Here is a 12,880-nt window from a genome sequence, read left to right on the forward strand (position 1 = left end):
CGGCCGACTCTTCGTCGAGTTATTCGGAGCGATGTCGAGCATGCAGCGCATCAATCTCTGCCTGACGCGCCTGCAGATAGAGGGCGCGCGACGTCGTATAGGCATGGGCCGGATCCTCGTGCAGCCTTTGCAGGCGATCGTCGAATTCAGCGCGCCGGTCGATGAGCCGGATCGCGGTTGTCGGGACAGAATAGGCCAGCCTGTTGAAGGGGCGCCCCACACTCAAGGGCAAAGTGAGTCGGTCAACGACATCGCCAAACAGGTCGCGCGCGCTCGATGGACCAATCAGCGGTAGATAGAGGAACGGCCCAGATCTTACACCATAAAAGCCAAGCGTATCGGCAAAACCATTGGGGCGATGCGGAAGATTGAACCTGTGGGTTTTCGCCACATCGAACAGGCCCGCCACGCCGATCACCGAGTTGATCGTGAAGCGCCCGAACGTCTCCGCCGCTTTGCCGGGATGATGTTGCAGCAGATAGTTGGCGAACACGACCGGCTCATTGAGATTGGTGAGAATATTGCGTAGTCCGCTGCGGACCGGCCTGGGCAATCCATGCCTGTAAGCAAGCGCGACAGACCGGAAAACGGCCTTATCGACCGTATAGGTCATTTCAAATGACTTGATGTTGACCGATTGCAGGGGATCGCCGGGGGTTTCGCGGCGGATGGCCGTCACGACGATGCTGTTCTGCCCCTCACCTTGATCACCCTGCAAGGGCGATGTCGCTTCCAGCTCTGTCGTAGGGGGCGTGGATGTCTGGCCCGCCGGTTTCGGCATTATGCTGTCCGTTAGCGTCTCGGTCGGGCTTGTCTGTTGCGCAGGGCCTGTCTGCACATTGTCCGGTGAAGAGGCCAATGACGGAGATTGCAGCAACAGGCAGGCAAGCACCACTGCGGTCATTTTTTTGCCTCGGGCTTGGCTGCCAGCGGCTTGCCTTGCCAGGTGCCGGTAAGGGTATTCAGGAACGCAACGATATCGTTGATATCCTGATCTGGCAGGGTGCCTTTCGGGGTCTGGAAACGCACCATGAGCCTGACTGCCTCGGGCAGTGTCTTCGCGCTGCCATCGTGCATGTAAGGCCCGGTCAGGGCGATATTGCGCAGGTTCGGCACCTTGAAGCGAGCGCGGTCCTGGGCGGCGTGTGTGACCGTATATCTGCCGAGATCGGCATCGGTCGGCTTGCCGTCACGCGCCGCGACATAATCGCCGTTCAGCCCCATGATCTCCATGCCTTGGCCGCCCAGCGATTGGCCGACATGGCACGAAGCGCAGCCATTCTCCTTGAACAGCGCATAACCGCGCTTCTCGCTTGCGTTGATCGCCCGGGCATCGCCTTGCAGATAGCGGTCGAAGCGGCTTCCAGGTGTGGAGAGCGTTACTTCAAACGCGGCAATCGCGTCGGTAATGCGATGCTCGTCGATTGGCCCCGGGCCGTAGATTTTGAGGAATACCGCACCATAGCCGGGCTGCGCGTTCAGCTTCGCGGCAACTCCGCTCCATGTGTGCGAGCCCATTTCCAGCGGGTTCATCACCGGGCCAGCAGCCTGCGCCGCCAGGGTCGGTGCCCGGCCGTTCCAGAACTGTACCTTGTTGAACAGCGCATTGAAGACGGTGGGCACATTGATCGGCCCCTTTTGCCCACGGATGCCGGTGGCCGTCACTAGACCGTCCGCGCCGCCTTTGCCGAGCCCGTGGCAGCTCGCGCAACTCACGCTATTATCACCCGACAACAGCGTATCGAAGAACAGTCGCTGCCCCAGCTCAACTTTCCCGGCATCGCCGGGTGATACCTCCATGATTGGCTGAACCGGCTCCACCGCGAATTGCGGGGCAACGTTGGCAGACGCATAATATCTGCGCCTTGTCGCCGCCACCCAGGTCAACAGGGCATTCCTGCCTGCATCACCAAGCCTCGCCCGCCAATGCATCAACGTGTAAGGCGACGGCGGCATCCGGCCCTGCCGTGTCACCCATTCGATGCGCGCCAGATCCTCTTCGGGCGGTGGCGTGCCGTCCTGCAGTGCCTTCAGCACGGCCTCGATGCGAAAATGCCGCAGGCCCTGCACCAGATCCCGCTGCATCAACTGATGGGCGCCTGGTACATCGGCATAAAATGGCAGCGCCGCGCCCTGCGTATGGCAATAATCGCAGCGGGCCTTGGACAGTGCCTGGAACGCGGCCAATGCGACCGGCTCACGATTGGTCGGCGAGGATGAGGGCAAGGTCGGCGCCGTCACGCGGTCATAGTGCGCCAGATAGCCGACAGTCCCGCCAAAAATGGCAACGAGCGCTCCGGCGCCGATGAACAGAATCTTTCGACTGGGCATATCTCCCGGCTAGGCACTGAGTCTGACGGAAGCCTGACGGAGGGGCAACGACGGGTGTGTTCAGACCCCAGGGAATTGCAACACGAGTTCGCGTCGCCCTGGGTCACTTGCCAACTGGCCTCCATGCGCGGCCATGATCCGGTCGACGATAGCCAGCCCAAGGCCCGCACCATCCTTGCTCGCATGGTCGGCGCGCCGGTGCCGGCGCACGAGATCGCGCAGGCGCTCCCGATCGAGACCCGGGCCTTCGTCCCTGACGCCCATCGCTGCTCCGGGACCAACGAAGACCTGGACCGTGCCGCCAATTGGCGTCACGCGGACAGCGTTTTCGATGAGGTTGCGCAGCGCCGCCGCAATCGCTTCCGTGCGTGCCCGGATGACAGGCACCTCGCCATCGACGTCAAGCGCGATCATCTTGCCCTCGGCAAGGATCGTCGGTGCGACCTGGCTGACGACATCGCGCGCCAACTCGACAAGTCCAATCGGTTCCGGCGCCACCTGCGCGGAGGCCGCGGCGTCGATCTGGGCCAGAAGCATCAACTGATCGATCAGGCGCCGCATTGCCGCGACATCGCCTTTCAGCCGCTGGGCATGAGGATGATCGATCTGGTCGAGTTCAAGCGACAGCAGCGCCAGAGGCGTGCGCAATTCATGCGCGACATCGGCTGCGAAAGCTTCCTGCCGCTTCGCCGCCTCGTCGAGACGTTCCAGAAGATCGTTCACCGCCCCGGTAAAGGGCAGCGCCTCTTGGGGCATTTGCGAGGTATCGATGCGGAACCCGCGTTCATGCCCCTTGACGGCTTCAATGCTCGCGGCCGCGTCCTCCAGCGGAACAAAGGCCTGCCTGATGACCCGAAGGCCGAGGACGGTGACCGGCACCATGAGCACCACCACCGGCAGCGCCACATGTTCCAGCGACTCCAGGATGGCGCGTCGCAGGGCGGCGCTCGCCTCGAGATGGCTGAAGGTCAGCCGATAGAAAAAGACCACCGCCGCGAGCAGTAGAAGCGTGCCGACCAGCCCGACCTTACCCAGGCCGCGAATGAGCCTGCGCGATACCGAATTCCTGCGCATCATGCGGCGGTGTCCTTGAGAATATAGCCGACACCCCGGATCGTCTGGAGCACGCCGCGCATCCGGGCATCCTCGAGCTTCCGCCGCAAGCGCGAGATCGCGGCTTCCACCGCATTGGGGGTCACCTGCTCATGGAAATTGTAGAGCGCATTCTCGATCACCTCCCGGCGGACCACGGCCCCGGCACGGCGCATCAGCAGTTCCAGCAGATCGGCCTCCCTGCGCGACAGATCGATTTCGTGATCGCCGACATGCGCCGTTCTGCGCGCCGTGTCGAAACGAAGCGGGCCGACCTCGACCACCGTCTGTGCCCTCAGACCCGGTCGCCGCAGCAAAGCGCGAAGCCGGGCAGCCAGTTCCTCCACCTCGACCGGCTTGACGACATAATCGTCCGCCCCGGCATCAAGCCCCAGGACCCGGTCCTCCAGTGCGCCCCGCGCGGTCTGGACAATCGCGGGTGGCATATTGCGAGAGCGACGGGCCGCGGCGAGCCATGCGACCCCGTCACCATCGGGCAAGCCCAGATCGAGGATGATCGCGTCATAGATGGCGCTCGCCATGGCATCGTCCGCAGCCGACAGACGAAGGGCAATATCGCAGGAAAAACCGCGGCGATGAAGGCCATCGACCATGAGTCGGGCCAAGCGCTCATTATCCTCAATAACGAGAATGCGCATCTATGCGATATTCCCTCTCCGACCGAAACAAGCCGAGCATTGTTCAGGCGACAGTACCGAACAGGCGCCCGATACCTGCCGTCACGGCCAGCGCCAAAGCTCCCCAGAAGCCGACGCGAAGGACAGAGCGTGTCAGCGGCGCGCCGCCGGCCCGCGCACCAAGCGCGCCGAGGATTGCGAGACAAAGAAGCGTGGCCGCGATTATCAGCGGGATCAATCCATGGCGAGACGAGACCGAAACGAGTGCGAGGGGCAGAAGAGCGCCTGCGCTGAACGTGATGGCTGACGTGAAAGCCGCTTGAAGCGGTCGGGCCGCCACGATCTCAGACATGCCAAGTTCGTCACGCGCATGGGCGTCAAGCGCGTCATGGGCCATCAATTGATCCGCGACTTGCAGGGCCAGACTATCGCTCAGCCCGCGCCGGACATAGATGTCTGCCAATTCCCGGCGCTCCAACTGGGGGTGTTCGGCCAGTTCCTTCCGCTCCTTCGCCAGATCGGCCTTTTCTGTCTCGGATTGCGAACTGACCGAGACATATTCCCCAGCCGCCATCGACATGGCCCCCGCCACCAGGGCCGCTCCGCCGGCGACAAGGATGCCATGCCTGTCGGCGCCTGACGCCGCGACCCCAACGAGGAGGCTTGCGGTGGATACGATACCATCGTTAGCGCCGAGCACTGCTGCTCGCAGCCAGCCGATCCGGGAAACGGCATGGCGCTCAGGGTGGGATCGCAATCTGGTCATATTCTCTTCTCGTATGCTGGGAGGGACTATCCATCAAAATTACCTGACCGGAGCCTGACGGACGTTCGCGAGGATCGCGACCCATGTTCGGCGCATTAGCCGACCGGGGCCTGCGTGGTTTGAAGCGGGTGATCGCCGATGATCACAAGGGCTTGCACGCCGCTGCCGTCAAGGTGTCCCGTTTTTTGGCACGCAACACGCTGTTGCCCACCAGCGGAGACCTGTGGTGATCAAAAACATTTCGAATGCGATGGCGCACCAGCGGTAGGAGCAGGTGACTGACGACCTGCGCGAGAAGTTCCATAGGTAGCTCGACACGATGGAAGGAGCACGCAAGGATGTACTCGCGTATGGGGCCTTCTCCAAGAACGACTAGGCGCAGATCGTGTCCACCAATCCGTCGAAAGGCACGAACAGGGAAATCAAGCGACGGGCCGACTTGCTCAGCATCATTGCTCTAAGGGCCTCTGCGGCGGCCATGCAGCGAAGCCACTTCTCCGGCAGAGAAATCATCTAAAGGCGGCACAGTCGAGATTATGGTATCCCCACCCTGACCACGCATTGGACCGGAGCCTTGACCTTGGCGGCGGCCTTCTGACAGGCGGCGAATGCGTCGCGGTTCTCGCGGGCCATATCGGCGGCGTTGACGATGGCCTGCCACGCTTCGGGATTGTCGGCACGCATGAGCCGGATACCGGCATCCCATGCGGTGGCGTCACCCAGCGCCCGACGCGCCGTGCCCTCCGGCCAATGCCAGCTTCGCGGGCCGATGCTCGCCGCCCAGCCCGGATAGACCAGCCACAGGAGCGATACCGCCAGCGCCGTGCTGATGCCGCTATAGAGCATATGGAGGCGCTGCTGCTGCTTGGTGCGGATAGCGCCGATCACGCGCATCTGGTCGGCATAGGCTTGGCGATGGAGTTCCTGCGCCTGCCCGATGGTCTCCCTGTCCCCCTCACGGGCAGCCTTCGCCGCTGCTGTGATACGCTCGGCCATGCTCTCCGGCGTCAATTGCATGGCGGGCGCGTCGGCAAACCTCTTCATCTGTGGCGCAAGCGCCGCGAGGTGCCCGCCGATCTTGGCAAGGGTCGGGCTATAGTCGGGTATCTCGATGCTCTGCTTCTCGATGGCGATATGTTCGAGCGCGCGGGTCATCATCGCCATGCGCCCGTCCAGTCGCTCCTCCATCCCGGCCACACGCTGCGACAAGGCCGCGAACGCCTCGGCGGCGGTATCGGGCCGGGTGTCGGGTTCGGGGTCATTGAGCAGCGATTGTTCTTCGTCGTCCATGTCGTCGTCTCCTTGGGGATTAGCGGCTCATGCCGCGGCCATGATCGAAGGGGATGGAGGATGCGAGGTCGTGGGAGATGCTCCGGCCCATCTGCTGGCCGATCTCCAGTCCGAGTTCGCGGCTGCGCAGTCCCAGCACCGATTCAAGCTGGGCGTCGCGCTCAAGGCTCTTCGCCATGTCGGCCATGTGCTGGGCGGTACTCTTCGCGCCCCGGAAATCGCCGTCGCGTACAAGCTCCTGATGTTGACGCTGCAATTGCTGCCAGCCCTCCACAAACCGATCTGCGCGGCTGTAGGGATCGATGCGGATTTCCGTCTCAAGCTGCATGGCGCGCATGGCGGCCTGGCCGCGCCCCTCGGCGGCCTCGCGGACAAGCTCCGGACTGCTCCTGAACGCGCTGTCGAGGTCGGATGCCCCTTCGGGCCGCACCGCGTTCAGCGCGTCCCTTGCTTGGGTAAGCGCCTCCCGCTGATGCGGCATGGCGTCCAAGCCCTGCGCGCGGGTCTGCCAGATCGCGTCCACCGCCTTGGCGTAACGCTCCACCGCCCCGCGCATGCCGCCCGCGCGGAGTGGCTGCGGGTCATGGTCACGCTGCTGCTGGCGGGCAGGATCATTTTCCGACGTGGTTACGAACCGGCCAAGGTCGAGGCCATCGAACATGCTGCGCCGGGGTTCGGGCGAGGCCGATGGCGCGCGATCTTGCCCCGGCAGCGAGAGGCGCAAGCCATCGAAGATCCCGCGCGCCTTCTCGACCACGGGGCGCATGATCTCCGCGACGCGCTCGCCGAAGGTGATCCCGCGCCGCTCGGCAAATTCCTTGGCCGGATCGGCCTTCGCATAGTCGGTCGCCATGTCCTTGCCGCGCTCGCGCGAAAGCGTGTGGACAAGCCGCGACTGATCGCGAAAATCATCCTTGCCATAGTGAAGCTGCACGTCGTCCCGATGGCGCGACAGGGCGACGTAGGCCCCATGCCGATCCATCCCCGGCGTCGCCAGCACATGCGCCCTGTCCACGGTCATGCCCTGCGCCTTGTGGATCGTGGCCGCATAGCCATGATCGAGGTCGCGATAGTCCTTCACGTCGAACGCGATGGAACGCCCGTCATCGGTGCGGACGGACATGTGGCCGTCGCTTACCTTCTCGATCGTGCCCAGCGTGCCGTTCTTCACCTCAAGGCTGCGCTCGTTGCGCAGGAACATGATGCGGTCGCCTGACGCGAATAGCCGGTCGCCGCGCTCGGTCTTCACCCGAACATCATCGCCCAGCTCGCCCGTCGCCCGCATCGCCTCGCGGGCCGCCTCGTTGAGGTCGCGCACCTCGGCATTGGTATGGGTGAGGATGATGCGGCTGGCGTCGGGGCTGGCCTGCCGATCGCGGTCCCAGCGTTCGACAAGATCGGCGCGCGCCTGTTCGCGCGTCTCGGCGGCATGGACCATGCCCTTGTCGGCATAGGCGGCAATGGCCTCGCCGGTCCTGCCGGTGGCGAGATGGCGCGTGACGTCCTGCTGCCAGTCTTCGTGCTGGCGGCGAACCTGTGTGATCTCGACGCCGCCATGCCGCTCATGCAGCGCACGGAATGCCGCGCCCGCCTCGATCGACTGCAATTGCTGCGGATCGCCCACCAGCACGACCTTCGCGCCAGCCTCGGCGGCATGGGACAGAACGCGCTCCATCTGGCGCGTGCCGACCATGCCCGCCTCATCGATCACCAGCACGTCGCGGAACGTGAGCATGTCGCGCCCGTTGGCCCAGCCATGTTCCATACTGGCGATGGTGCGCGACGCAATGCCGGAGCCGTTTTCCAGACCCTCGGCGGCAATGCCCGCCAACGCCGCGCCGCGCACGTTCAGGCCGGAAGACTCCCACGCCTCGCGCGCCACGCCCAGCATCGCGCTTTTGCCGGTCCCGGCATAGCCCACGACGATGCTCAAGCCCTGCCGGTCGGTCACATGGTCGAACGCCGCGCGCTGCTCGCCCGACAGGCCCAATCCGCGCGCCGCCGCTGCGCGAAGCGCCTCTTCCCGGTCGTCCTCCGAAACACGATGCCGCTCGCGCTCGGCGATCATCTCGGCCGCGCGCTGCAACCGTTGCTCGGCCTCGATCATGTCGCGGCTGGTAAAGCGATCATCGCCGCGCCCGTCCTTACCCAGCGCGATCAGGTCGGGCGAGCCGCGCACCGCGCTCATCGCCCGGTCATATTGGTCCTTCCCGTCGCTATGCCGATGCACGAACATGGCAAGGTCGCGCGTGGTGAACGTCGCCTGCTGGTGCGTGATCGCATCGAGCGCGATGCCGGGATCGGCGATGATGCGTTCGCCATTCTCCCGCGCGATCTCGCGGTGCATCTCGGCGCGGTCGGCTTCTAGCCCCCGCGCGTCCATGCGCTGCGCGGGACCACCGATCTTGCTTTGCGGCTCAAGGTCGATGCCCTGATCGGCAAGACTGCGATGATCGATGCGCGCGTCTATGTCGAGTTCGGCAAGGCGATGATTGACGTGATCGGCCCAGCGCTCGCGCCATTGCTCGACATTGCCATGCTCGTTCCATTGGCGGACCTTTGCCCCGAACCCGTCCGGCCCAACCTCGCGCAAGGTGAGCATGACATGGGCATGGGGTTTCTCCATGCCGCTGGCGTCTATGTCGCGATGCACGTTGAGGTCCGCGATCATGCCGCGATCCACGAACTCGGCCTGCACAAAATCCCGCGCCAGTTCGATGCCCTCGGCCTTGCTCATCTCGCGCGGGATGGCGAACTCGACTTCGCGGGCTAGCTGCGCATCCTTGCGCTTCTCGGTCGCTTCGACCTCGTTCCAGAGGGTTTCGCGGTCGGATAGGCGTTCGGGCGCACCCTCCGGCAGCATGATTTCGCTATGCTCGACGCCCGCGCGGGCGCGGAAATCATGGTCCCGGTCAAGGCGCTCGTCGTGCAGGCGTTCGCCCGCACGATAGGCGGCGGCGGCGACGCTGCTGCGCCCGCTGGCGCGGCCGATGACCTGAACGGAGAAATGGTATATCGCCATAGCGACATCCATTTACTACTGCGAAGCGCACGTCGGAACGACGTATAAGCGCGCCCTCCTCGAATAAAATCCGAGCAGGGACTAGGCGGTGTCATCACGTCCCGGCGACTCTACAGCATTACGAAAAGCAATACTCTAGAATCACTCCATCCGCAAAGAATGGAGACTGCAATGCGTAAACCGCGCGACTTTGATACGGAGCTAAAGGCGCTGGCCGACAAGGCGAAGGCGCTTAAGGAACGCCGCGTGCGCCAGCTTGGCGAACTCGTCGCGGCAACCGGCGCCGATGCGCTTGACGCCGATCTGCTGGCGGGTGTGTTGCTCGGTGCCGTCGCCAACAACGATGCAACCGTAAAGGAGGGCTGGCGCAAGGCAGGCACGGCCTTCTTTCGCAGCAAGCAACGCAAGTCTGCGCCGCGATCTGACCAACAGCCGGAAGGCGCTCTACCGCTCGAAGGCGGCGCGGCATCGCGTTGAGGCACGTAAGGCGCGAACCGACACGCGGGAATGGGTGATGAAACGGCGAGAGCGAACGCGGCATCTGATCGAATTGGGCGGCCTGATCGTCAAGGCCGGGCTGGTCGATCTGACCGACGACGACCGCGCCACGCTCTACGGCGCGTTCCTCGCCATCGCGGGGAAGCTGCAAGGCGAGGAAGGAGCGAACACTCTTGCGCTATGGCAGCGTAAAGGCAAGCGCGCATTCGAGGCGGAAGCGGAGACGGAAATCAATGCCGAACCTAGCAGGCGATCACGTCCAGATAGCCACCGTTCTCCGCCGCGATCGACTGCATGATTTCGTCTCGCGTGACGATCGGTATGCCGCGAACGCGGGCGGTCGCCATCAGAAAGCAATCGCCGGGGTCTCTATGCCCGGTGTCGGTCACGATGTTGGCGGCTTCGCACGAAATCCGCTGCTGGATCGGAATGATCCGCGCTGACGTGACGCGCACCGCCTCACGGAACCAGCGGTCGGGCGGGTCGTCGCCCAAATGCGGACGGCCTGCTACGCGGTTCTTCCTGGTCGCGACCGCAAGTTCCCATGCTGTGATCGGTGACACAAACAGCGTTCCGGCTTCCTGGTTCTCGCCGATCGCGACCAGGGCTTGCTCAAGCAAATCTTCCTCGCCGCTCACGAGCCAATAGAGCGCGTGCGTGTCGAGCAGGATTCCCGGCAAGGGGTCAGTGCTTTGCGTGGGCGGGTTCGAGCTTGCGCGTTTTCGCGCCCTTCATGGCCTGCGAGGCAATGGGCTTGGTAAGATCGACGCCCTTCTTGAGCGTCAAATGCCCTTTGAGCGCGCCGACGCCGCGCACGACAACAGACCGCCCGGACTTGGAATCGCGGACGATCTTTTCGGTCGGTGCTGCGTGTGCCTTGGTCATGGAGCCAATATAGCGAGCAAACGGCAACCTTCCAAGGCCATCATGTGCCATGCCCTATGACGGCCGTTTGCCGGAACGGACAAGATTGTGCTCTGTGCGACTGTATTGGCGCATTTACGACTGATTTCGCGCTTTTGCTACTAAGTTGGCGATGGGCGGCACTGTAGTGCCCCCCCTCTTGCGCGGCGGAATGAACTGATACAGCATGGTTTCGTGGCAATGGCGGGCCACCTGAAAGGAAGGCTCCGCCGTGTCGTGCGAATCGGAATCACGCCAAGTTCATCGGGTCGTATTGATTGCCAGAAAGTCGCATGATGGCGTGGCTTATTTGTCACGATCGGCAAATAAACGTACAAGTATAGACCACCTATTACCGCCGGTCGCCGCCGTCCACCGCCATACGCCACCGTTTGCCGTAGTTCGCCGCCGTTTCCCACCGTTGCCTACACTTAGACCGCCGTGAGCTGTATCTTCGTCATATCTCGGTCGGGTGGCTCTTGCGCCGCGAATCCCGGCCACCAATTCTGTTCGTAGGGGGTTTGTGCCAACGCCATAAACGGAAATTAAGCTATGCCTAACAGTGAAAGGATTATCCGCCTCAAGACGGTTCTGCAACGCACCGGCCTTTCCCGCTCCACCCTCTATCGCAAGATCGCGGACGGGACATTTCCCCGCCAAGTGTCAATCAGCATCCACGGCGCTGGCTGGCATGAGTCCGCCGTCCAACGCTGGATCGCCAATCCCGCCGCCTATCGCGCCAACGGTGCCGAAAGGGTCGCCCATGACCGCGCCCCTACCTCCTGATCCGATCTGCGTTCGCGTTAATGACGCGGCGCGCATGATCGGCGTCGGCCGGACCAAGCTCTACGAGCTGATCGCGGCCGGTGAAGTCGAGACGGTGAAGTTCGGCAAATCCACCCGCATCACCACGGCCAGTCTGCATGACCTCATCAGGCGGCAGCGCGGAGCGGGATAGGCTCGGACGCCGTGGCGGCGGCGTCCTTCCCCTTGCGGTCCAGATACTCGGCCCAACGCGCCATCAGGTTCCGGCGCTTCTCAAAGAAATCGGTGCGGCGATAGGCCGCTTCCACCTTGTTGGGCAGCTTGTGCGCTAGCGCCTTGTCGGCGACCTCCTTAGGGAAGCGCGTCCGCTCCGACGACCAGTCGGTGAAGGCGGAACGGAAGCCGTGAACGGTCACACCCTTGATGCCGTCATCGCGGAGCAGCTTGGTCATGGTCATGTCACTGATCGGCTTTTTGCCATCGTTGCTGAACACAAGGCCGGTGTCGCTGGTGCGTTCCTTCCACCGCTTGCGAAGCAATGCGACGGCGGGCGCGGACAGTGGCACGACATGGGTTTCGCCTGCCTTCATGCGCTCGCCCGGAATGGTCCAGATAGCTTTGTCCAGGTCGAACTCGGTCCAGACGGCAAAGCGCGTCTCGTTCGACCGCACGGCGTTGTAGATCGTGAAGCGCAAGGCATCGCGGCCGGTCGTGGGCGATGCCGCCGCCAGCTTCTGCATAAGCGCGGGAACGTCCGCATAGGGCATGGCTTCCAGATGCCCGCCCTTGTCCACCTGACGCGGAAGCCCCTTGCGGACGGAGCGCAACGATACCTCATCGGCAAGCCATCCCTTGATATGGGCGAAGTCCAGCACCGCGCCGATGCGTTGCAGGATGCGCCGCGCCGTGTCGGGGATGGTGAGCCAGATGGGGGACAGCACCTCGACCACGGCGGCGCTGTCCACCTGATCCACCGGCCGCGTTCCGACCATCGGAAAGACGTGGTTCTCAAGGCTGGAAATCCAGTTGGCATGACGGCGGTTCTTCCAGCCCTCTTTCAACGCCTCGTAGCAGTCGCGCGCGGCTGTCTCGAAGCTCGGCATGACCTTGCGCGCCTTGCGCCGCTCGGCCACCGGGTCGGCTCCCTCGCGCACCTGACGGCGCAGCGCCGCCGCTGCGTCCCGCGCTTCGGCCAACGATACGTCCAGCGCCGACCCCAGCCCATAGTCGCGCCGCTTGCCATGCCGCTGCATCCTTAGCAGCCATGTCCGCGCGCCGCTCGGTTTCACCAACAGGCAAAGCCCCCGGCCATCGACATGGCGACCGGGCTTCGCGTTCTTCACCTTCAATGCTGTAAGTGCCATCGGTTCGGTTCCCTGTTTGGGCATTGCGGGCGTTCCCACATTTTCAGCGGGCAAGCGTTCCCACAATCGTTCCCACATTTTGAGCCAAATTCAGGCAAACCGGAGCGACCGACCGCGAACACCTTACAAGAGAAATCATTGATTTTACAGTGTAGTTAGAGACGTCCCGGCATTGCCTGAGACAAAAGTTCTACACTCGTAGGGGTCACCA

At 63.5% G+C, this 12,880-nt stretch carries 15 protein-coding genes; 5 read left to right on the forward strand and 10 right to left on the reverse strand.

Annotated features, from left to right (window positions below):
• Positions 1-19: 19 nt before the first annotated feature.
• Genes PX554_RS18775 through PX554_RS18795 form a run of 5 tightly spaced genes read right to left on the reverse strand, consistent with a single transcriptional unit; the run spans position 20 to position 4,827 of the window.
• A complete protein-coding gene (locus PX554_RS18775) occupies positions 20-904 on the reverse strand; it encodes an MlaA family lipoprotein (RefSeq protein ID WP_275504004.1) in 885 nt (294 codons plus the stop codon).
• Positions 901-2,331 carry a cytochrome-c peroxidase gene (locus PX554_RS18780; RefSeq protein ID WP_275504005.1) on the reverse strand — a complete coding sequence of 477 codons (1,431 nt, stop codon included), beginning with the start codon at positions 2,329-2,331 and terminating at the stop codon, positions 901-903. The genes PX554_RS18775 and PX554_RS18780 overlap by 4 nt, the downstream gene beginning before the upstream one ends.
• A 60-nt stretch (positions 2,332-2,391) precedes the next feature.
• Positions 2,392-3,408 carry a sensor histidine kinase gene (locus PX554_RS18785; RefSeq protein WP_275504006.1) on the reverse strand — a complete coding sequence of 339 codons (1,017 nt, stop codon included), beginning with the start codon at positions 3,406-3,408 and terminating at the stop codon, positions 2,392-2,394.
• A complete protein-coding gene (locus PX554_RS18790) occupies positions 3,405-4,082 on the reverse strand; it encodes a winged helix-turn-helix domain-containing protein (RefSeq protein WP_275504007.1) in 678 nt (225 codons plus the stop codon). Before PX554_RS18790 ends, PX554_RS18785 begins: the two co-directional genes overlap by 4 nt.
• Before the next feature lie 43 nt (positions 4,083-4,125).
• Positions 4,126-4,827 (reverse strand): VIT1/CCC1 transporter family protein, encoded by a 702-nt coding sequence (locus tag PX554_RS18795; protein WP_275504008.1) that lies wholly within the window; start codon positions 4,825-4,827, stop codon positions 4,126-4,128.
• A gap of 83 nt (positions 4,828-4,910) precedes the next feature.
• Between PX554_RS18795 and PX554_RS18800 the strand changes: the two genes are divergently transcribed.
• Positions 4,911-5,057, forward strand: coding sequence for a hypothetical protein (locus PX554_RS18800; RefSeq protein ID WP_275504009.1), 147 nt, complete (start codon positions 4,911-4,913; stop codon positions 5,055-5,057).
• Between the two features lie 304 nt (positions 5,058-5,361).
• On the opposite strand, the gene PX554_RS18805 is transcribed toward PX554_RS18800, so the two are convergent.
• Both PX554_RS18805 and traA read right to left on the reverse strand, forming a co-directional pair.
• Positions 5,362-6,117 (reverse strand): DUF6118 family protein, encoded by a 756-nt coding sequence (locus PX554_RS18805; RefSeq protein ID WP_275504010.1) that lies wholly within the window; start codon positions 6,115-6,117, stop codon positions 5,362-5,364.
• 19 nt (positions 6,118-6,136) lie between these two features.
• Positions 6,137-9,139: a Ti-type conjugative transfer relaxase TraA gene (traA, locus tag PX554_RS18810; RefSeq protein ID WP_275504011.1), complete on the reverse strand. Its 3,003-nt coding sequence runs from the start codon at positions 9,137-9,139 to the stop codon at positions 6,137-6,139.
• A gap of 171 nt (positions 9,140-9,310) precedes the next feature.
• On the opposite strand from traA, the gene PX554_RS18815 reads away from it, so the two are divergent.
• Together PX554_RS18815 and PX554_RS18820 are read left to right on the forward strand one after the other, a co-directional pair.
• Positions 9,311-9,616: a conjugal transfer protein TraD gene (locus PX554_RS18815; protein WP_275504012.1), complete on the forward strand. Its 306-nt coding sequence runs from the start codon at positions 9,311-9,313 to the stop codon at positions 9,614-9,616.
• Between the two features lie 37 nt (positions 9,617-9,653).
• Entirely contained in the window at positions 9,654-9,935 is a 282-nt protein-coding gene (locus PX554_RS18820) for a conjugal transfer protein TraD (protein WP_275504013.1), read from the forward strand.
• Here the strand turns inward: PX554_RS18820 and PX554_RS18825 are convergent.
• Both PX554_RS18825 and PX554_RS18830 read right to left on the reverse strand, forming a co-directional pair.
• Entirely contained in the window at positions 9,880-10,317 is a 438-nt protein-coding gene (locus PX554_RS18825) for a type II toxin-antitoxin system VapC family toxin (protein ID WP_275504014.1), read from the reverse strand. The genes PX554_RS18820 and PX554_RS18825 overlap by 56 nt on opposite strands.
• Before the next feature lie 4 nt (positions 10,318-10,321).
• Positions 10,322-10,573, reverse strand: coding sequence for a hypothetical protein (locus PX554_RS18830; protein ID WP_275504016.1), 252 nt, complete (start codon positions 10,571-10,573; stop codon positions 10,322-10,324).
• Positions 10,574-11,092: 519 nt separating this feature from the next.
• Between PX554_RS18830 and PX554_RS18835 the strand changes: the two genes are divergently transcribed.
• Both PX554_RS18835 and PX554_RS18840 read left to right on the forward strand, forming a co-directional pair.
• Positions 11,093-11,326, forward strand: a complete 234-nt coding sequence (locus tag PX554_RS18835) for a helix-turn-helix transcriptional regulator (RefSeq protein ID WP_275504017.1) — start codon at positions 11,093-11,095, stop codon at positions 11,324-11,326.
• Positions 11,304-11,498: a helix-turn-helix domain-containing protein gene (locus tag PX554_RS18840; protein WP_275504018.1), complete on the forward strand. Its 195-nt coding sequence runs from the start codon at positions 11,304-11,306 to the stop codon at positions 11,496-11,498. The genes PX554_RS18835 and PX554_RS18840 overlap by 23 nt, the downstream gene beginning before the upstream one ends.
• Here the strand turns inward: PX554_RS18840 and PX554_RS18845 are convergent.
• Positions 11,473-12,693, reverse strand: coding sequence for a tyrosine-type recombinase/integrase (locus PX554_RS18845; protein ID WP_275504019.1), 1,221 nt, complete (start codon positions 12,691-12,693; stop codon positions 11,473-11,475). The two genes, PX554_RS18840 and PX554_RS18845, sit on opposite strands and share 26 nt — an antisense overlap.
• Between the last annotated feature and the right edge of the window lie 187 nt (positions 12,694-12,880).

This window comes from Sphingomonas pollutisoli (genome assembly GCF_029167165.1).
GTDB classification, from domain to species: domain Bacteria; phylum Pseudomonadota; class Alphaproteobacteria; order Sphingomonadales; family Sphingomonadaceae; genus Sphingomonas; species Sphingomonas pollutisoli.